This window comes from Bradyrhizobium neotropicale (assembly GCF_001641695.1).
GTDB classification, from domain to species: Bacteria; Pseudomonadota; Alphaproteobacteria; order Rhizobiales; family Xanthobacteraceae; genus Bradyrhizobium; species Bradyrhizobium neotropicale.
On the sequence record NZ_LSEF01000016.1, the window covers coordinates 32,317 to 50,858 of the forward strand.

Sequence of the window (18,542 nt, forward strand, 5' to 3'; positions counted from 1 at the left end):
GGGGCAAACCTCCCTCGCGGGTTGCACCTAGACCTAATCTTGCCATGCTCTAAAACAGGCGCATGCTCGGGCGAATTTTCACGGTTGGCGGATACACGCTGCTTTCGCGGCTCACGGGATTTGCGCGCGACATCATGCTCGCGGCGATCCTGGGCGCCGGCCCCGTGGCCGACGCCTTCTTCGTGGCGCTCCGCCTGCCCAATCATTTCCGTGCGATCTTCGCCGAGGGCGCCTTCAACGCCGCCTGGGTCCCGGCCTATGCGCATGTCCACGGCGAGCGCGGGGAGGCGGCGGCAAAACTGTTCGCCGACCGCATCTTCACGCTGCTACTGGCCTCGCAGGTTCTGCTCCTGGTCGTCGCTTGGCTGTTCATGCCGCAGGCCATGAGCATATTGGCGCCCGGCTTCACCGAGGATGCCGAACAGCGCCATCTCGCGATCGAACTGACCCGGATTACCTTTCCCTATCTGCTCCTGATCACGCTGGTGACGCTCTACGGCGGCATGCTCAACGTGATGCAGCGTTTTGCCAGCGCCGCGGCCGCGTCGATCTTCCTCAACGTCGCGATGATGATGACGCTGGCGCTCGCCGCCTGGTTTCCGACTGCGGGCCACGCCGCGGCCTGGGGCGTTCTCATCTCAGGCTTCCTGCAATATTTCCTGCTCGCCGGCGATCTCGCCCGCCATGGCGGCCTGCCGCGTTTTGCGCCGCTGAAGATCGATGAAGATGTCCGCGGCTTTTTCAGAGCGCTTGGCCCAGCGACGCTGGGCTCGATGGGCACGCAGGTCGCGCTGTTCGCCGACACCATCATCGCGACCTTCCTGCCGGCAGGCGCGCTGTCGGCGCTCTATTACGCCGATCGCCTCAACCAGCTCCCGATCGGCGTGATCGGCATCGCCATCGGCACGGTGCTGCTCCCGGAGATGTCGCGGCGAATTACCGCCAACGACCATGACGGCGCGATGAAGGCGCAGCGTCGCGCCTTCGATTTCACACTGCTGTTCTCGGTGCCCTTCGTCGCGGCCTTCATCACCGTGCCTGATGTGATCATGCGCGCGCTGTTCGCCCGCGGCGCGTTCTCCAAGGCCGATGCCGCCGCCGCGGGCGCCACGCTCGCGGCCTATGCCATCGGCCTGATCCCCTTCGTGCTGATCCGTAGCGCGGTCGCGACCTTCTACGCACGCAAGGATACGGCGACACCGGTCCGCGCCTCGCTGACGGGCATCGCGGTCAACGTCGCGCTAAAAGTCGCCTTGATGGGATCGCTCGCCCAGATCGGCCTCGCGCTGGCCACCGCCGTCGGTGTCTGGACCAATCTGCTTCTGGTGCTCTTCTTCGCGGTGCGACGAGGCTTTCTCGTGCTGGACCGCGCTTGGCTGATGGCGCTCGCCAAATTCCTGCTGACCGGGCTCATCCTCGCCGCCGCCTTCTGGCTGATCGCGCGCTTCAGCAGTTCTTGGCTGGGCTCGATGCACTTCCGGGACGAAGTGACTCTGGTCCTGTTGGCCGTCGGGGGCACCATCGTCTATGCGCTCGCGATCCTCATCCTGTTCGGTCGCCGCTGGCTGGTCTCGCTGGTGCGCGGCTAGGCGCCGGAACGAAGCGCTCGCCCCTAGGATGCAGTGGGCCTCCATACATCCCTTGATTTTGCACGATTGCTGTGGTATTCGCGCCTCATGACCAAATCAGTGCGCAAAGTCGACTTCAACCACATGACCCGCTTCGGCTGGGCCGTGGAAGGAGTCGCGCGCTAGGAATTCGACGACGACATCTTTTCACAAAGGCCCCGCCGGCATCGGACGGGGCCTTTTCTTTGGCCACGCTCCCTGCCGGCACAACAGCAGGAGCATCCGATGCCACCCCAACTGACGAACGGCACGAGCGAGACTGAGGTCGATGCCGCGAGGCTCCGCCTCGAACTTTCCGTCGTCTTGAGCCTGCTCAAGCGATATTGGCGTGCGTTTCAGGAGCAGCGCCAGCGCTCACGAATCACGTTGCAGGACCTGAGTGACAGGGAGCTGATGGATATCGGCTTGACGCGTGGTGAGATCGATTATCTCACTCCTGGACGCGCCATCGATACGCTCAGAGATAGTACGCGACATCTGTGGAGCCGTGGTGGGATGTGACTCCTAAAGGAGCTTGGTGGGTGCTTCTTCGTGGCGGAGCCTTCGAGACGTCCGCCTTTGGCGGGCTCCTCGGGACTTGTTTCGCGGCGCAATCGCAGACCCTTATGGTGATGGGGGCGCGGCGTAATCCCGTTTGCCTTGCCACTTTTTCCACGGCAATATGGTCCGCAAAACAACCATAGGACGGGACAGAAAATGGCGGCTCCCATCAAGTTCGGCGTTGGCCAAAGCGTGCTGCGCAAAGAGGATGACGCGCTGATCCGCGGCAAGGGCCGCTACACCGACGATTATGCGCCGCAGGCAGCCCTCCGCGCCCTGATGCTGCGCTCGCCGCACGCGCATGCCAAATACAGCATTGATGTGACTCGCGCCCGTGCGCTGCCCGGCGTCGCGCTGATCCTGACCGCCGACGACGTCAAGGATCTCGGCAATCTGCCGTGCCTGTTCAATCTCGAGACCGATCCGTTCACCGGCCCGCCTTACCCGATTCTGGCCAAGGACGAGGTGCGCCATGTCGGCGATTCCGTCGCCTTCGTGGTCGCCGAGACCATCGACCAGGCCCGCGATGCGATTGAAGCCATCGAAGTGAAGTGGACGCCCTTGCCGGCCGTAACCGGCGTCGTCAACGCCGTGAAGAACGGCGCGCCGCAGGTCTGGGCGGACAAGCCCGGCAACGTGCTGTTCGACGTCTCGATCGGTGACAAGGCGGCGACGGAAGCCGCCTTCGCCAAGGCGCACACGGTCGCCGAAATCTCCATCGTCAATCCGCGCGTGGTCGCGAGCTTCATGGAGACGCGCGCGGCCGTCTGCGAATACGACGCCAAGAACGATCACCTGACCTTGACGGTCGGCAGCCAGGGCAGCCATCGCCTGCGCGACATCCTCTGCCAGAACGTGCTCAATATCCCGACCGAAAAGATGCGGGTGATCTGCCCCGACGTCGGCGGCGGCTTCGGCACAAAGTTGTTTCCCTATCGCGAATACGCCCTGATGGCGGTCGCCGCGCGGAAGCTGAAGAAGGCCGTGAAGTGGGCGGCCGACCGCTCCGAGCATTTCATGGGCGACGCGCAGGGCCGCGACAACGTGACCACAGCCAAGATGGCGCTGGCCGAGGACGGCAAATTCCTCGCGATGGATTGCGACCTGATGGGCGACATGGGGGCGTATCTGTCGACCTTCGGCCCCTACATTCCCCATGGCGGCGCCGGCATGCTGCCGGGTCTCTACGACATCCAGGCCTTCCACTGCCGGGTGCGCACCATCTTCACTCACAGCGTTCCCGTGGATGCCTATCGCGGCGCCGGCCGGCCTGAAGCCGCCTACGTCATCGAACGCCTCGTCGATGCTTGCGCGCGCAAGCTCGACATGACGCCGGATGCGATCCGTCGCAAGAACTTCATCCAGCCGAAAGCGCTGCCCTACAAGACCGCGACCGGCAAGGTCTATGATTCCGGCGACTTCGCTGCGCATCTGAAGCGCGCGATGGAGATCGCGGAGTGGAAGGAGTTTCCCAAGCGCGCCAAGTCGGCCAAGAAGCAGGGCCTGATCCGCGGCATTGGCCTTGCGAGCTATGTCGAGATCTGCGGCGTAATGGGAGAAGAGACCGCGAATGTCAGGCTCGACCCCAACGGCGACGTCACGGTCCTGATCGGCACGCAGTCGAGCGGGCAGGGCCACCAGACGGCTTACGCCCAGATCGTCGCCGAGCAGTTCGGCCTGCCGCCCGAGCGCGTGCACATCCACCAGGGCGACACCGCGGAGATCGCGACCGGTCTCGGCACCGGCGGCTCGGCCTCGATCCCGACAGGCGGCGTCTGCGTGGAGCGTGCCACGGGCGAGCTGGGCAAGAAGCTGAAAGACATCGCGGCGCAGGCGCTGGAGGCAAGCGCCGGCGACCTCGAGATTTCGGGCGGCGCAATCCGCATCGCCGGCACCGACCGCTCGATCTCCTTCGCCGATCTCGCCAAGCGCCCCGGCGCCGACCCGTCGAAGATGAACGGCAGCGCGACCTTCGCCAGCGCCGACGGCACTTATCCGAACGGCACGCATCTGGCGGAAGTCGAGATCGATCCGGCCACCGGCATCATCAAGATCGTCAACTATGTGATCGTCGACGATTTCGGCAAGACGCTCAATCCGCTGCTGCTCGCCGGGCAGGTGCATGGCGGTGCCATGCAGGGCATCGGCCAGGCCCTGATGGAGCAGGTGGTCTATGGTGCCGGTGACGGGCAGCTCATCACCGCGACCTTCATGGACTATGCGCTGCCGCGGGCGGCGGACGGTCCGTCCTTCGTGTTCGAGACCCACAACATTCCCTGCAAGACCAATCCGCTGGGCGTGAAGGGGGCGGGCGAGGCCGGCGCGATCGGCTCCTGTCCCGCGGTGGTCAACGCCATCGTCGACGGGCTCTGGCGCGAATACAAGATCGACCACATCGACATGCCGGCAACTCCGGAGCGGGTGTGGATCGCGATCAACGAGCACCATCGCCGTCATAGCCTGTGATCTCATAAGGAATGAAATCCACCAAGCGGTGTTGGCCTCAAGGATGAGGTCGACACGATTCTTGCGTCAGGGAAAGGGGTTTACGAATGAAGCGAGTGTTGGTTGTCGGGGGAGCGCTGCTGCTTGGCCTGAGTGCAGTCTGGGCGTCGCCGGAATCCGTCAAGCAGGTTCAGACCCTGATGAAGGGCAATGGCAGGAATGCCGGCGCGCTCTCGGCGATGGTCAAGGGCGAAAAACCCTACGATCAGGCCACGGTGGACACCGCGCTGGCGCAGTTCGAGGACACCGCCAAGAAGCTGCCGAGCCTGTTTCCGGACAGTGCGAAGGGGCTCAAGCCCGAGGGCGACTACCACACCTCGCCGAAGGTCTGGGAGGACAAGGCCGGGTTCGAGGCGAAGATCGCAAGCTTCGCCAAGACGGTCGGCGAGGCCAAGGGCAAGGTTAGGGATATAGACACGCTGAAAGCAACGCTGCCCGTGGTCGGCAAGGAATGCGGCGGCTGCCACGAAACCTTCCGCGTGAAGAACGGCTGACGCGAGCTAAATGAAGAAAGGGCGGTTGCGAAGCAGCCGCCCTTTCTTGTTGCGCCGAGTGCAGCCAACTCGGTTACTTCGAATCATGGCTCGAATGGTCTGCTCGGGCGTCTGTTGCCGAGGGTAGACCAGAGATCGGTGCGATCGGCTCCTGTCCGGCCGTCGTCATCGCGATCGTCGACGGCCTCCGGCACGAACACAAGATCGACCACATCGACATGCCGGCAACCCCGGAGCGGGTGTGGATCGCGATCAACGGGCACCACCGCCGTCACAGCCTCCAAATCATCATCTTCCGGCGCGGGAATAAACGCTCCGCACGGGGTTCTATTCATGATGGACCGCGCTGCCCCCGGTGCGGTGGATGGTCGTTTTGCGCAAACCTCTGCGGGCCGGAGGAACAGGCCAATGAATCGGACGATGATTGTCGCGGGCACCCTGCTGTTGGGTGCGGGCGCCGTGATGGCGCAGCAGGAGATCGCGGTTCAGCAGGACAATTTGATGCGGTCGCAGGCCAAGAGCCTGTACACGGTCATTCAGAAAATGACGAAGGGCGAAATCCCCTACAATCAGAAGGCCGTCGAGGAAGCGCTGACGAACCTCGAAGCCGACGTCGCCAAGATCGCCAAGACCTTCGAAGTCAATCCCAAGCAGGACGTCGTGGACGCGAACTACGGCGCCTCGCAGAAGGTCTGGCAGAACAAGGCCGACTTCGACTCCAAGATTCCGCCGGTGCAGAAGGCGATCGCCGACGTCAAGGGCAAGGTCAAGAACCTCGCGAGCCTGAAGGCCGCCTATGCCAGCATCAACGACCGCTGCAAGGACTGCCACGAGACCTATCGCGTGAAGCTGAAGTAACCGGTTGGCTCACATCCTTGCTTTTCGGAGGCGCCGTCGTGCCTCCCGGCGCGAATGACCGTTCAGCCGGTTCCCGACGCTTTTCGTGCGGCAGGCTTGTGGGTCTCGTTTTCGAGTAACCACCCCAGAGCTTTGGCGGGGTTCGACCAGCGCACCTCGTCGATCTGTTCGGCAAGCGTCAGCGCGTGCGTCGTCAGCACCTCTATGTCCTGAGGATTTGCGTCGGCCTTTTCCAGTGCGTCGATGCACCGGTTGAACGCTGCCAGATCCAACTGGAGCTGCTCGATACCTGAGCGGTGATGTTTGGCCCCCACGACCTTCCAAATTCTTCGTGCGCGCACTTTTTTCTCCCCATACGCGGTCACGCATTCGTGAGTGCTGTTTGTGGCGGCAACACGAAGATCGGGAGACGGAATCAGGGATGTTTGCGGGCGGCGCGCCAAAGGTGAGGCTGCAGCGGGATTTACTCGAACGATCGCGTGCAGGCGTCTCGGTTACTCGGCTACCGATCCTGGGTCGGGCGCGTGTTTGAGCGTCTGCTGCCAAGGACAAAGCGGAGATCATCGAAGCGCGCCCGATCGACGCAAATGACCCAAAGCGGCCGCAATAGGCTGTTCGACTTGGCAGCGGCCAATGATGAACTGCTGAACGTAACATTGCCAGGCGAGCGCGCTCAATGAAGTTCGGAACCAAAGCCCTCATGTTCGTTCTAGCGATGTTGCCATCGGACACCTGGGCTCAGTCATCAGATCGTATGACACCGGAGACATCGCCACTTCTCTGGCGCGACGGCTACGTTGATTGGCGAGGCAAGCTCGTAAAGCCGAATTGGCAGATGATGAGCGCCGACGATGGCACCAAATTCGCGATTGATTTAAGCAGGAAGTCCGCCCACTACGCCGCCGCCTACATCATCGATGGAGAAGCGTTCAACAAGAGTAACCTGTTCGAGCTTCACTTTGACTGCGCCGCCAAGGTCTTCGAGGTGCTAACCAACATGGATCTGAAGCGTGCTCAAAGTATCGAAGCGAAGGTGCATCAATCGGTCTGTGATGAAGCGCTAATAATTCGCTGATGGTCTTCCCGCCAAAGGTTCATGAAGCCCGAGACTTCGACTTCCGCTGTCGGGCCCCTTGTCGACATTCCTTCGCCCCGCATCGATGCTGGTTTCGCCGCCAAAGCGGACATTGCTTCGCCGGACAACAATCAAAGGAATTTGTCTGCCAGGCCTCACGGATCGCTGTCAGAGCGCCGCGTATGAGCTATCTTCAACTCAAGCTGCCGCGACGTTGATGCGAGTCGTCGGATGCCGGCGCATCCGACTCCTGAATGCTCCACCATCGCAGAGTTCCAACGCGCGGCGAGGATCTGGATCACGAACAGCGAGACAGGCCATGGTAAAACCGTTTCCGTCGAAGACCCACATCGGCAACCATATGCTGCATCCCGAAACGCTGATGCTGACCTATGGCTATGATCCGCAACTGTCGGAAGGTGCCATCAAGCCGCCGGTGTTCCTGACCTCGACCTTCGTCTTCAGGACGGCCGAAGACGGACAGGATTTCTTCGATTTCGTCTCCGGCCGGCGCGAGCCGCCGGAGGGGATGGGCGCCGGTCTCGTCTATTCGCGCTTCAATCACCCCAACAGCGAAATCGTCGAGGACAGGCTCTCGGTCTACGAGCGCGCCGAGAGCTGCGCGCTGTTCTCGTCAGGAATGTCGGCGATCGCTACGACGATTCTCGCCTGCGTCCGGCCGGGCGACGTCATTCTGCACTCGCAGCCGCTTTACGGCGGGACCGAAACCCTGCTTGCCAACACGCTTGCGCGTTTCTCGATCAGTGCGGTCGGCTTTGCCGACGGCCTTGACGAAGCGGCGGTGAAGCAGGCCGCAGAGGAGGGCGCGAAAAAGGGGCGGATTGCGATGATTCTCATCGAAACTCCGGCCAATCCGACCAATGGCCTGGTCGATATCGCTATGATCCGCCGCGTCGCCGACGCGATCGGCAAGATGCAGGGACACACGCCCATCATCGCCTGCGACAATACCTTGCTCGGGCCGGTGTTTCAGCGACCGATCGAGCACGGCGCGGATCTTTCATTGTACTCGTTGACCAAGTATGTCGGCGGTCATTCCGATCTCATCGCCGGTGCCGCGCTCGGCTCAAAGGCGATCATGAAGGACATCAAGGCGCTGCGCGGCGCCATCGGCACCCAATTGGATCCGCACTCCTGCTGGATGATCAGCCGCTCCCTCGAGACCTTGAGCATCCGCATGGAGAAGGCCGATGGGAATGCGCGCCTCGTGGCGGACTACCTGCGCGACCACGCCAAGGTGGCGAAGGTCCACTATCTCGGTCATCACGAGGAAGCTTCAGTGGCCGGACGCGTCTTCGCACGGCAATGTCTCGGAGCCGGATCGACGTTCTCATTCGACATCGTCGGCGGCCAGCCGGCGGCGGTGAAATTCCTCAACGCGCTGCAGATCTTCAAGCTGGCGGTGAGCCTCGGAGGCACCGAATCGCTCGCCAGCCTGCCTGCGACAATGACCCATTCCGGCGTTCCCGCCGACATCCGCCGGAAGATCGGCGTTCTCGATTCCACGATCCGGCTATCGATCGGAATCGAAAACCCGTCTGACTTGATCGCGGACCTCGCGCAGGCGCTGAGCGGAGCTTAGGCCGGCCCCCAAGGGGCGAGCGAGTAAACGGCGGCAACGCACCTTGCGCGGCTATCTCGGGGCGGCCAGTGCTGGATCCAGAACACAAGTGACGCGGTGGATCTTGATGCCGCTGTCGATGCCTGCTCGCTTTACGTATTCGGCAATCACATCTTCATTCTCGACGACGACGAGACCGAACAACTTGCGGTCGACTGACGCATGCGCTTCAATCTATAGTCTAGTCTCGAAGCGTGGATGAAGCGAAGCGAAATCGGGAAAGCACGGAGGTCTTCGCCGGTGAAGTGCCGGTATCTGGCAGGTCGTGCGGCGCGGGCTTACGCTGCGCGCGAATGGCTCACGATGTCTCGCGGGTCGATATCGCGGTTCGAGGCAACATAGTCGATCTCGCCGCGCGTGGTGCCGATGTCCATCAGCTCCTGGTCACTTAGGCCTGACAAAGTGCCGCGCAATCGCTGGCGCTCACGATGTGCCTGAAAGGCATCCCAGTATTTCCGGATCAGGCTGGAGACGTGCCATGTCGATACCGATTTCCGTTCCAGCCAAATTGTGCCGTGGATCATGGTCATGTCGGTGCCTCCGGTGGGTGTTTTCCACCTGGCGAAGGTGCCCGAAGACCGGCGGGCGCGCTTAACCGGCAGCTTACATTTTCCCTATCGGCGGCTTATTCTTGCGGTGTCCAGCGGGCCGAAACGCCCACCCGGTCGCCCGGGGGGCTCACCCAAGGGATTCGCATCTTGCGCTATCTCTTTGAGGAGTATGCATTCGACGCGGAACGGCGGGAGCTGCGTCGCGGGACGGATCTGGTCTCCGTTGCCCCGCAGGTGTTCGACCTCCTCGATTACCTGATCCGCAACCGGGAGCGCGTCGTGGGCAAGGACGAGCTCATCGATGCCATCTGGCAGGGGCGAAGCGTGTCCGATGCCGCGCTGACGACCCGCCTCAACAGCGTGCGATGCGCGATCGGCGATTCCGGCGAAGAGCAGCGGCTGGTAAGGACACTGCCACGCAGAGGCTTTCGCTTCGTCGGCAAGGTCCGCGAAACGCTCGCCGCCGCGGACACGGAAGCAGTTGCCGACAGCGGAGCCGAGGCGCCGAAACCCGCGCTCTCGCTTCCCGACAAACCCTCGATCGCGGTCCTCCCGTTCGCCAATTTGTGCTCCGATCCGGAGCAGGACTATTTTGCCGATGGCATGGTCGAGGACATCATTTTGGGACTGTCCCGTTCGAAGTCTCTTTTCGTCATCGCGAGACATTCGACTCTGGCCTACAAGGGGAAGGCAATCGACGTCAAACAGATCGGCCAGGAGCTGGGCGTTCGCTACGTGCTCGAAGGCAGTGTGCGCAAGGCCGGAAATCGCCTCCGAATCGCCGGTCAGTTGATAGATACGACAACCGGGACGCATCTCTGGGCAGACCGGTTTGACAGTGAAATAGGAGATCTTTTCGACCTGCAGGATCGGCTGACGAGCAGCGTCATCGGCGCAATCTCCCCGCAACTGGAGCGCGCCGAAATCGAGCGCGCCCGACGTAAGCCGACCGACAATCTTCAGGCCTACGACTATTATCTCCGGGCATTTGCCGCCTTCTTCAATTTCACGGAGAAGGCAAGCATCGAGGCGATCGAGCTCGCAAAGATTGCCCGCGAACTCGATCCTGAATTCGCGCGCGCATACGCGCTCGGCGCCCGTTGCTAGTCCTGAGAAGAGTCTTCGATTGGACCACCGATGTAGCCCACGAACGCAGTGAAGCCGAGCGACTCGCGAGGCGGGCGATTGAACTTGATGGGAACGATCCATCGGTTCTTGCAACGGCAGGACACGCGCTCGCCCAGCTTGCCGGTCAGGTCGAGGAGGGCGAATCCCATCTCGCGAGAGCGATCAAGCTGGACCCAAACCTCGTCATCGCACGGCATTGGAGCGGATGGAGCCAGCTTTGGCTTGGTCGCGGCGACGCCGCAGTCGAGCAGTTCAGCATCGCATTGCGTCTGAACCCGCTCCATCCGCATGGGATCTGCAACGCCCTGACGGGGCTGGCTTACGCTTATTTCCTCGCCGGCCGAAATGAGGACGCCTTGTCCTGCGCGGCGGCCGCCATCAGGCTGATCCCGATCTTTCCGCCCGCGCAGTTCATTCTGGCGGCATGTCACGCCGCATCAGGCCGCGTTGAGGAAGCGCAGCGGATCTGCGCTCACGCGATGCAGCTATTTCCCAACAAGCGCATCGCTGCGTACACATCGCGCATGCGTCGACTGGACGAGGCCGAAATGCTGGCGCAAGCGCTCCGGATCGCCGGCATGCCGGAATGAGGGCGAGCCGCGAGCTCATCTTCCTGCAATGACGTATGATGCATGCGCCAGACTCGAAAAGGCCGGACGCTCCCTCCTGCGTCCGGCCTCCGCCGACGAGGCAGCCGTGAGACTTACTTCGTCACCTGACCGCGGATCTCGCCGCCCGGATTGGCCGCGGTGTGGATGTTGACGTAGAGCTTGCCGGCGAGCAGATCGGCGGCCTGCGCGTCCGTGAGCGTCGCGCTGCCTTCGACGGGGCTCGATGTGGCGTTCGGGATCGCGATCGCGACGCCGGCGTTCTTGCCGGACTCGGCAGGCCCGTGGAAATGCGCCGCCGTGGCGGGGCCGGAGAGGCCCGAATAGGTGAGCTTCCAGGACAGCTTCTTGCTGGCGGCGTCGTAGTCCAGATCGGCCGTTCCGGTGCCGCTGGTGGTCGTGGCCGGTACCTCGGCCTTGCCGTCGAGCGTTGCTTTCAGCTTCTCGGCGCTGGCCGGACCCGCAAAAGCAACAGTGCCCAGCGCTAACACGGCAATGACGGTCTTGTTCATGACATTCTCCCTGGTGGCCTCGTTGGCCTGCGAAACTTCCAACAGCCAACGTTTCAGTTTATTCCCGTTTCCAGCGGGGACAGGCTAAATTCTTCGTGGCTGGAGTTGCAACGACATCGGCCATAGGTTCGCTGGCCACGAGTGGATGGACCGCATGTTGCAACGAACAATTTCCGTGGCGCTGCTCGCAACGATTGCCGCGGCAGGCGTCTACTGGTGGCTCAGCGCGCCGGCCGTCGGCTTTGCCGTCACGGCACCCGCCCACACGCCGAATCTTGCCAATGGCGAGGAGATGTTCAACGCCGGCGGCTGCGCCTCATGCCATGCCGTGCCCAACCAGCCCGACCGCACCCGGCTCGGCGGCGGCGTCGCGATCCGCTCGCCCTTCGGAACGTTCTACGCGCCCAATATCTCGCCCGATCCGAACGATGGCATCGGACGATGGCAAGAAGCTGAATTCGTCAACGCGGTGATGAAGGGGGTTTCGCCGTCCGGACAACATTATTTTCCGGCCTTTCCGTACACATCGTATCAGCATGCCAGGCGCGAGGACGTGCTCGATCTCTTCGCCTATCTGAAAACGCTTCCCCCCGTCGCGGGCAAGGTGCGCGATCACGACGTGCGCTTCCCGTTCGACATCCGGCGCAACGTCGGCATATGGAAGCTCCTGTTCATGGACGGCAAGCCGTTCGCGCCCGAGGCCGCGCAGTCGGCGCAATGGAATCGCGGGGCCTATCTCGTGAACAGCTTTGGCCACTGCGCGGAATGTCACAGCCCGCGCAATATTCTTGGCGGTATCATCAGCGGAGAGCGCTTCGCTGGCGGACCCAATCCGGAAGGGGAGGGCTGGGTCCCCAACATCACCCAGAAGCGCCTTGGCGATTGGAGCGCGAAGGATATTGCCTACTTCCTGAAGACCGGCGAACTGCCCGACGGCGACAGCGCCGGCGGCGCGATGACGCGGGTGATCAAGAACACCTCGCTATTGTCGGACGCGGACCTTGCGGCGATGGCGGATTACGTCAAGTCGCTGCCGCCGGTCGACGGACCGACGCCGCCGAAGCGGAAAAAAGAGGGCAGCTAGCGCTTCCAGCCCTAGCTGCTCCCGAAGGCCTTGAAGGTGATGATGGTGTGCGTGTCCTGGATGCCCGGCAGGATCTGCACCTTCTCGTTGATGAAGTGGCCGATGTCGGTGTCCTTGTCGACGTAGAACTTCACCAGCAGGTCGTAGTCGCCGGCCGTGGAATAGATCTCGGAGGCGATCTCGGCTTCTGCGAGCGCGTTGGCGACCGTGTAGGACTGGCCGAGCTTGCATTTGATCTGGACGAAAAAAGGAACCATCGCGGTTGCTCCGAAGGGCATGATCTGGCGGCTAATAGGCCAAAACCGGCCCCATTTAGCAAGCGAACTTGCTGCCCTCCGGCGCAAGCTTGCTTGCTGCCCTCCGGCGCAAGCTTGCTTGCTGCCCTCCGGCGCAAGCTTGCTTGCTGCCCTCCGGCGCAAGCTTGCTTGCTGTCCCGGGCGCAAGCTTGCTTGCTGCCCCGGGATATGCGCGCTAGGACGGATCATGGTCCCCGAAATGCGGAAAATCGCACCATGACGACGCCCGTGGCGCTCACCATTGCCGGCTCCGATTCGAGCGGCGGCGCCGGCATTCAGGCGGACCTGAAGACCTTCGCCGCGCTCGGTGTCTATGGCGCCTCCGCGATCACGGCGTTGACGGCGCAGAACACCAGGGGCGTCACCGGCATTCACGCCGTGCCCGCCGAGTTCGTCACCGCGCAGGTCGATGCCGTGTTCTCCGATCTCGATGTCGGTGCGGTGAAGATCGGCATGGTGGCGCAGGCTTTGAGCATCGATGCGATCGCGGCCGCGCTCGCGCGCTGGTCGCCCCGGTACGTGGTGCTCGATCCCGTGATGGTCGCAACCTCCGGCGACCGACTGCTGGCTTCCGAGGCCGTCGAAGCCCTGCGCACGAAGCTGATACCGCTCGCCTCTGTGCTGACCCCCAATTTGCCGGAGGCGGCGGCCCTCCTGGACGAGCCGGTCGCCTCGAGCGAGGCCGACATCGAGGGCCAGGGCAGGCGCCTTCTGGCGCTCGGCTGCCGCTCCGTCCTGATCAAGGGCGGCCACAGCGAGGGCGCCGAGAGCACCGACTATCTCGTCGATTCGGATAAAACGATCGCGCTGGCCGCCCCCCGCGTTGCCACCAAAAACACCCATGGCACCGGCTGCTCGCTATCCTCTGCCGTGGCGGCGGGTCTCGCCAAGGGCGAGGGGCTCGAGGACGCGGTGCGCAACGCCAAGACCTGGATCAGCGCGGCGATCGCAGCCGCCGACCGCTTCAGCGTCGGCCATGGCCACGGGCCGATCCATCATTTCCACAGATTCTACTGACCTCGGCCGCGATTGCGGCCGGATCCGCGCGGCGACCCGCCGGCGTTAACCAACAAACCTAGGGGTTCCCGGGGTTTTGCGGACGCCTCTGCGGCGCCATGTCGCCTGATTGTCGCATGCGGCTGATATCCGGCTGACAGGGCGAGGCAAGGTTTGATTCGTATCTGAGGGTGCCTCACAGGTTAAATTGGTCATCCCCCTGTCACGGGACATTGTTACAGGCTGGCGCATGGGAAGTTACGATGTGAGTGACGAGAGCCCGGAGCGGCGCTTTCGCACGTTGTTCATCTCCGACGTCCATCTCGGAGCCCGCGGCTCGCAAGCCGATCTTCTGCTGGACTTCCTGCGCTACCATGACGCCGATACCATCTACCTCGTCGGTGACATCGTCGACGGCTGGGCGCTGAAATCGAGCTGGCACTGGCCGCAATCGCATAACGACCTCGTCCAGAAGCTGTTGCGCAAGGCGCGCAAGGGCGCCAAGATCATCTACATCCCCGGCAATCACGACGAGTTCCTGCGCAACTATTACGGCACGCATTTCGGCGGCATCGACGTCGTCGAAAACACCGTCCACACCGGGGTGGACGGCAAGCGCTATCTCGTCATCCATGGCGACATCTTCGACCTCGTGGTGCAGAACGCGCGCTGGCTCGCCCATCTCGGCGACAAGGCCTACGACTTCGCGATCCAGATGAATCGCTTCGTCAACTTCTTCCGCCGCATGTTCGGCGTGCCCTACTGGTCGCTGTCGCAATGGGCGAAGCAGAAGGTCAAGAACGCCGTCAACTATATCGGCGCGTTCGAGCAGGCGCTCGCCGCCGAGGCGCGGCGCCACGAGGCCGACGGCGTGATTTGCGGCCACATCCACTATGCCGTGATCCGCGACGAGGCCGGCATCCGCTACATGAACTGCGGTGACTGGGTGGAGAGCTGCACGGCGCTCGTCGAGCACGACGACGGCCATTTCGAGATCATCACCTGGGCGGATCAGTTGCGAAAGGCGGCGCCTGTCCCACAGGTCGCTGCAAGAGCTGCGTAATGCGCATCCTGGTCGCGACCGACGCCTGGCACCCGCAAGTCAACGGTGTGGTTCGGACGCTGACCAAGCTCGCTGACGCGGCCAAGGCGCTCGACGTCGAGTTCGCGTTCCTCACGCCGCAATCGTTCCGGACCTTTGCGATGCCGAGCTACCGCGACGTACGCTTGGCAATGCCCCGCCCGGCGCGGATCGCCAAGCTGATCGAGGAGGCGCGCCCCGACAGCATCCATATCGCGACGGAAGGGCCGATCGGCCTGATGGTCCGCCGCTATTGCCGCCAGCGCAAGCTGCCGTTCACGACCAGCTTCCACACCCGCTTTCCCGAATATGTCCGCGCCAGGGTGCCGGTTCCGGGCTCCCTGATCTGGCGCGCGCTGCGCCGCTTCCACAGCGCGAGCAGCGCGGTGATGGCGGCGACCCCGGCGCTCGCCCGCGAGCTCAGCGAGCGCGGCTTCGACAATGTCGTGCTGTGGCCGCGCGGCGTCGACACCCATCTGTTCCATCCGCGCGCCATCGACCTCTGCCTGCCGGCACCGGTGTTCCTTTCGGTCGGCCGTGTCGCGGTGGAAAAGAATCTCGAGGCCTTCCTCGACCTCGACCTGCCCGGCACCAAGGTGATCGTCGGCGACGGCCCGGCGCGGGCGTCCCTCGAGGAGGCCTATCCTGAGGCGATCTTCCTGGGGGAGAAGCACGGCGAGGCTCTGGCGGAAATCTACGCTGCGGCCGACGTCTTCGTGTTTCCCAGCAAGACCGACACGTTCGGCCTGGTCCTCCTGGAGGCGCTGGCGAGCGGGCTGCCGGTTGCGGCCTTCCCGGTGAAGGGCCCCCGCGACGTGATCGGCGACGCGCCGGTCGGCGCGCTGGATCACGATTTGCGCAGCGCCTGCCTTGCGGCGCTCGACATCTCCCGGCAGGCCTGCGTCGAATTTGCCGCCAATTACACCTGGGAGGCCTCGGCGAGGGCCTTCGTCGACAGCATCCGGGCGGTCGGCGCGGTGCTGCCGGGCCGGAACGGGGTGGAGCAGCCGCGCTTCGTCGCCTGACGGCCGCAGACCCTCGCGCGGAGGTGTCTTGCCCGCACCTGATCAGGCGCGATACAAATTACCCCATGACGGAACAGCCCCTCCCGGTCGGCCCTGCCGACATCGATGCCGCAGCGCGCGTGATCGCGCCCTTCGCCATCCGCACCCCGCTGTTGTCCTTTCCCGTGCTCAACGAGCGCGTCGGCGCAAAGGTCTTTTTGAAGCCGGAGATGCTCCAGCGCACCGGCTCCTTCAAGTTCCGCGGCGCCTTCAACAAGGTGTTCTCGATCCCGCCGGACAAGCGTTCCGGCGGTGTCGTCGCGTTCTCCTCCGGCAACCACGCCCAGGGCGTGGCGGCGGCGGCGAAGATCCTCGACATGCAAGCGACCATCGTGATGCCGGCGGATGCGCCGCTGTCCAAGCGCGAGCGCACCAAATCCTATGGCGCCGAGGTCGTGTTGTATGACCGCGACCGCGACGACCGCGAGGCGATCTCGCGCGGCATCGCCGAGAAGCGCGGCGCGACGCTGGTCAAGCCCTATGACGATCCCTTCGTGATCGCAGGCCAAGGCACCGCTGGCCGCGAGATCGCCGAAGACATGGCGAGCCTCGGCATCATGCCCGACATCGTGGTGGCGCCGGCCTCTGGCGGCGGCCTGATCGCGGGCGTCGCGACCGCCGTGAAGGCGCGCTATCCGCAAGCCCAGATCGTCGTGGCCGAGCCCGAGGCGTTCGACGATCACACCCGTTCGCTCGCCGTCGGTCATCGCGAGCCGCATCCGCCCGCGGGCCGCACCATCTGCGACGCGCTGATGGCGCTGATGCCCGGCGAGATGACGTTCGCGATCAACAGCAAGCTGCTGGCGCGGGGCGTCACCGCCTCCGACGCTGAGGTCGGCGCGGCCGTGGCGTTTGCCTATCGCGAGCTGAAGCTCGTGGTCGAGCCGGGCGGCGCTATCGGCCTTGCCGCGCTATTGGCCGGCCGTCTTGATGTCGCCGGCAAGAACGTCGTGATCGTGCTGTCGGGCGGCAATGTCGATGCCGACCTGTTCGCCGAGCTCGTTGCCTAGGGCGTGTGCTTATAAAATCGCGTGACAGCGATCTTGGTCAATGTCCGCTTCTCTAATCGGCCGTTTGAGGTCAAGCACTTTCAGACTATCCGCCACTGCAGTGTCGATGTCGCTCACGGGCTCGCGCTTCTCTTCGGAATCGGCACCAGGGCCCTTCCATCATGGGATTCGAGGACGAAGTAGAACAATCTTTTGCGCGGCCTTGTCGTTAGTTTGAACGACAGGTTCAAGCGGACATGCGAACTCACCTCATCCATCGTCCCGCGAGGGACATCTTTCCACTGCTGGGTGGATCTCGAGTTTCCTCCTATCGGCTTTGATCCTGAACGGTTTTCATGCTGCTGTCGCGGTTGGCTCCCGGGTCCACCGGAACTCGGTGCCATCGACCCATATGCGGTGCATGATGACGGCCAGCCGACGGGCCAGGGCCACGATCGCCTTCTTCATTCCGCGACGCCTGGCGATCTGCATGGCCCAGGCCTTGAGCCAGGACCATTTCTTCGAATGCAACATGCTCTGCGCTGCTTCGTAGAGCATCACCCGCATCATCTCATCCCCGCAGCGCGATATCCTGCCGCTCCAATCGATCTCGCCTGATTGATATCTGGAGCTCGTCAGCCCAAACACTGCCCCGACCGACTTGGATTTTCGGAATCGGGCTGGCACATCGACGGTCGCGCGATAGGTCAGCGCCACCACCGGGCCGACACCGGGGGTCGTCATCAGGCGCCGGCACACCTCGTCGTCGCGCACGATGGCCAGCAAGCGGCGGTGCAGGATGATGATCTGTTCGCGTAGCGCCCGCCGCACGACGAGCAGCGGTTCCACCAGGATCGCCAAGTCGGGAATAGTCTCGACAAGCTCCTGGATGCGGGCCTCGAACCTCACCATTCCGACTATGCCCACCTTGAGGCCGAAGTTACGCAAAGTCCCTCGCAGATCGTTCTCGATGGCGATGGCCTTCGACTGCAATAGCTTGCGATGGGTTAGCAGCATACGCAGTTTCTGGCTGCGTAGCGTCTTCACATGCACCGGGCGATACACTCCCACCCGCATCATCTGAGCGATGCCGCGCGCGTCATTGCGGTCGGTCTTGTTGATCTGCGCCTTCAGCACCGCCTGCATGTGCCGAGTCTCCACACAGATCACTGGTAACTCGGCTTCGGCGAGAGCGCTGAACAGCCATTGCGATAACGGCCCGGCTTCCAGTCCGATCCGCTTGAAGCGGTAGGCGGGATTCCCCAGAACCTTCAGAAGCGCTTGGGGCTCACTCGCCACCTTCACTTCCTTCAAGATCTTGCCCGTATCATCCAAAATGCAGACACTCGTCTCCTTGACCGATACGTCCAGTCCGGCAAAATGGTCCATGCTGCGCTTCTCCTGATGCTTGAGGCCGTCACCACGGACCTCGTTTTCACCATCAGCCTGAAGCGCAGCACCTTAAATATTCAGCTATCCACAAGCTGGGCC

General features: G+C 63.2%; 20 protein-coding genes and 1 pseudogene. 15 read left to right on the top strand and 6 right to left on the bottom strand.

Features of this window, described 5'->3' with window-relative positions:
- The first annotated feature begins 62 nt into the window (after positions 1-62).
- The 5 genes from murJ to AXW67_RS02585 all read left to right on the top strand — a co-directional run bounded on the left by murJ (position 63) and on the right by AXW67_RS02585 (position 6,025).
- On the top strand, positions 63-1,589 hold the full coding sequence (gene murJ / locus AXW67_RS02565; protein WP_063676364.1) for a murein biosynthesis integral membrane protein MurJ: 1,527 nt from the start codon (positions 63-65) through the stop codon (positions 1,587-1,589).
- A gap of 264 nt (positions 1,590-1,853) precedes the next feature.
- Positions 1,854-2,129, top strand: a complete 276-nt coding sequence (locus AXW67_RS02570) for a DUF1127 domain-containing protein (RefSeq protein WP_027554768.1) — start codon at positions 1,854-1,856, stop codon at positions 2,127-2,129.
- Positions 2,130-2,324: 195 nt separating this feature from the next.
- Positions 2,325-4,634, top strand: coding sequence for a xanthine dehydrogenase family protein molybdopterin-binding subunit (locus AXW67_RS02575; protein ID WP_063676366.1), 2,310 nt, complete (start codon positions 2,325-2,327; stop codon positions 4,632-4,634).
- An 86-nt stretch (positions 4,635-4,720) separates the two neighbouring features.
- Positions 4,721-5,167 carry a c-type cytochrome gene (locus tag AXW67_RS02580; RefSeq protein WP_027554770.1) on the top strand — a complete coding sequence of 149 codons (447 nt, stop codon included), beginning with the start codon at positions 4,721-4,723 and terminating at the stop codon, positions 5,165-5,167.
- 408 nt (positions 5,168-5,575) lie between these two features.
- Entirely contained in the window at positions 5,576-6,025 is a 450-nt protein-coding gene (locus tag AXW67_RS02585; protein WP_063676368.1) for a cytochrome c, read from the top strand.
- A 62-nt stretch (positions 6,026-6,087) separates the two neighbouring features.
- Here AXW67_RS02585 and AXW67_RS02590 read toward each other — a convergent pair whose 3' ends face one another.
- The gene (locus tag AXW67_RS02590; protein ID WP_145927373.1) at positions 6,088-6,366 is read right to left on the bottom strand and encodes a hypothetical protein; all 279 of its coding nucleotides are present in this window, start codon (positions 6,364-6,366) and stop codon (positions 6,088-6,090) included.
- A gap of 335 nt (positions 6,367-6,701) precedes the next feature.
- On the opposite strand from AXW67_RS02590, the gene AXW67_RS02595 reads away from it, so the two are divergent.
- Entirely contained in the window at positions 6,702-7,100 is a 399-nt protein-coding gene (locus AXW67_RS02595; protein WP_063676373.1) for a hypothetical protein, read from the top strand.
- A gap of 319 nt (positions 7,101-7,419) precedes the next feature.
- Positions 7,420-8,703 carry a cystathionine gamma-synthase family protein gene (locus AXW67_RS02600; RefSeq protein WP_063676375.1) on the top strand — a complete coding sequence of 428 codons (1,284 nt, stop codon included), beginning with the start codon at positions 7,420-7,422 and terminating at the stop codon, positions 8,701-8,703.
- 317 nt (positions 8,704-9,020) lie between these two features.
- Here the strand turns inward: AXW67_RS02600 and AXW67_RS02605 are convergent, their stop codons facing one another.
- Entirely contained in the window at positions 9,021-9,272 is a 252-nt protein-coding gene (locus AXW67_RS02605; RefSeq protein WP_063676377.1) for a DUF1127 domain-containing protein, read from the bottom strand.
- Positions 9,273-9,440: 168 nt separating this feature from the next.
- Between AXW67_RS02605 and AXW67_RS43675 the strand changes: the two genes are divergently transcribed.
- Positions 9,441-10,400: a winged helix-turn-helix domain-containing protein gene (locus AXW67_RS43675; RefSeq protein WP_245315384.1), complete on the top strand. Its 960-nt coding sequence runs from the start codon at positions 9,441-9,443 to the stop codon at positions 10,398-10,400.
- On the opposite strand, the gene AXW67_RS44945 is transcribed toward AXW67_RS43675, so the two are convergent.
- The gene (locus AXW67_RS44945) at positions 10,397-10,711 is read right to left on the bottom strand and encodes a hypothetical protein (RefSeq protein ID WP_430648696.1); all 315 of its coding nucleotides are present in this window, start codon (positions 10,709-10,711) and stop codon (positions 10,397-10,399) included. The genes AXW67_RS43675 and AXW67_RS44945 overlap by 4 nt on opposite strands.
- Between AXW67_RS44945 and AXW67_RS44950 the strand changes: the two are divergent.
- Both AXW67_RS44950 and AXW67_RS44955 read left to right on the top strand, forming a co-directional pair.
- Positions 10,685-10,747, top strand: a pseudogene (locus AXW67_RS44950) (hypothetical protein); the annotation flags it as partial. The gene AXW67_RS44945 and the pseudogene AXW67_RS44950 sit on opposite strands and share 27 nt — an antisense overlap.
- Positions 10,748-10,777: 30 nt before the next feature.
- Complete coding sequence (locus AXW67_RS44955; protein WP_430648695.1) at positions 10,778-11,011, top strand: hypothetical protein; 234 nt, start codon at positions 10,778-10,780, stop codon at positions 11,009-11,011.
- A 113-nt stretch (positions 11,012-11,124) separates the two neighbouring features.
- On the opposite strand, the gene AXW67_RS02615 is transcribed toward AXW67_RS44955, so the two are convergent.
- On the bottom strand, positions 11,125-11,541 hold the full coding sequence (locus AXW67_RS02615; RefSeq protein WP_063676394.1) for a CHRD domain-containing protein: 417 nt from the start codon (positions 11,539-11,541) through the stop codon (positions 11,125-11,127).
- A 154-nt stretch (positions 11,542-11,695) separates the two neighbouring features.
- Between AXW67_RS02615 and AXW67_RS02620 the strand changes: the two genes are divergently transcribed.
- Positions 11,696-12,625, top strand: a complete 930-nt coding sequence (locus tag AXW67_RS02620) for a cytochrome c (protein WP_063676395.1) — start codon at positions 11,696-11,698, stop codon at positions 12,623-12,625.
- Between the two features lie 11 nt (positions 12,626-12,636).
- On the opposite strand, the gene AXW67_RS02625 is transcribed toward AXW67_RS02620, so the two are convergent.
- Positions 12,637-12,882, bottom strand: a complete 246-nt coding sequence (locus tag AXW67_RS02625; RefSeq protein WP_027556262.1) for an Lrp/AsnC ligand binding domain-containing protein — start codon at positions 12,880-12,882, stop codon at positions 12,637-12,639.
- A gap of 255 nt (positions 12,883-13,137) precedes the next feature.
- On the opposite strand from AXW67_RS02625, the gene thiD reads away from it, so the two are divergent.
- From thiD to AXW67_RS02645, 4 genes are all read left to right on the top strand, one after another.
- On the top strand, positions 13,138-13,938 hold the full coding sequence (gene thiD, locus AXW67_RS02630) for a bifunctional hydroxymethylpyrimidine kinase/phosphomethylpyrimidine kinase (RefSeq protein WP_063676379.1): 801 nt from the start codon (positions 13,138-13,140) through the stop codon (positions 13,936-13,938).
- A 229-nt stretch (positions 13,939-14,167) separates the two neighbouring features.
- Positions 14,168-14,980: a UDP-2,3-diacylglucosamine diphosphatase gene (locus AXW67_RS02635; RefSeq protein WP_063676380.1), complete on the top strand. Its 813-nt coding sequence runs from the start codon at positions 14,168-14,170 to the stop codon at positions 14,978-14,980.
- Positions 14,980-16,023 (top strand): glycosyltransferase family 4 protein, encoded by a 1,044-nt coding sequence (locus AXW67_RS02640; protein WP_063676382.1) that lies wholly within the window; start codon positions 14,980-14,982, stop codon positions 16,021-16,023. Before AXW67_RS02635 ends, AXW67_RS02640 begins: the two co-directional genes overlap by 1 nt.
- 65 nt (positions 16,024-16,088) lie before the next feature.
- A complete protein-coding gene (locus AXW67_RS02645; RefSeq protein ID WP_063676384.1) occupies positions 16,089-17,072 on the top strand; it encodes a threonine/serine dehydratase family protein in 984 nt (327 codons plus the stop codon).
- Between the two features lie 333 nt (positions 17,073-17,405).
- Here AXW67_RS02645 and AXW67_RS02650 read toward each other — a convergent pair whose 3' ends face one another.
- The gene (locus AXW67_RS02650; protein WP_063676386.1) at positions 17,406-18,440 is read right to left on the bottom strand and encodes an IS110 family RNA-guided transposase; all 1,035 of its coding nucleotides are present in this window, start codon (positions 18,438-18,440) and stop codon (positions 17,406-17,408) included.
- Positions 18,441-18,542 lie beyond the last annotated feature (102 nt).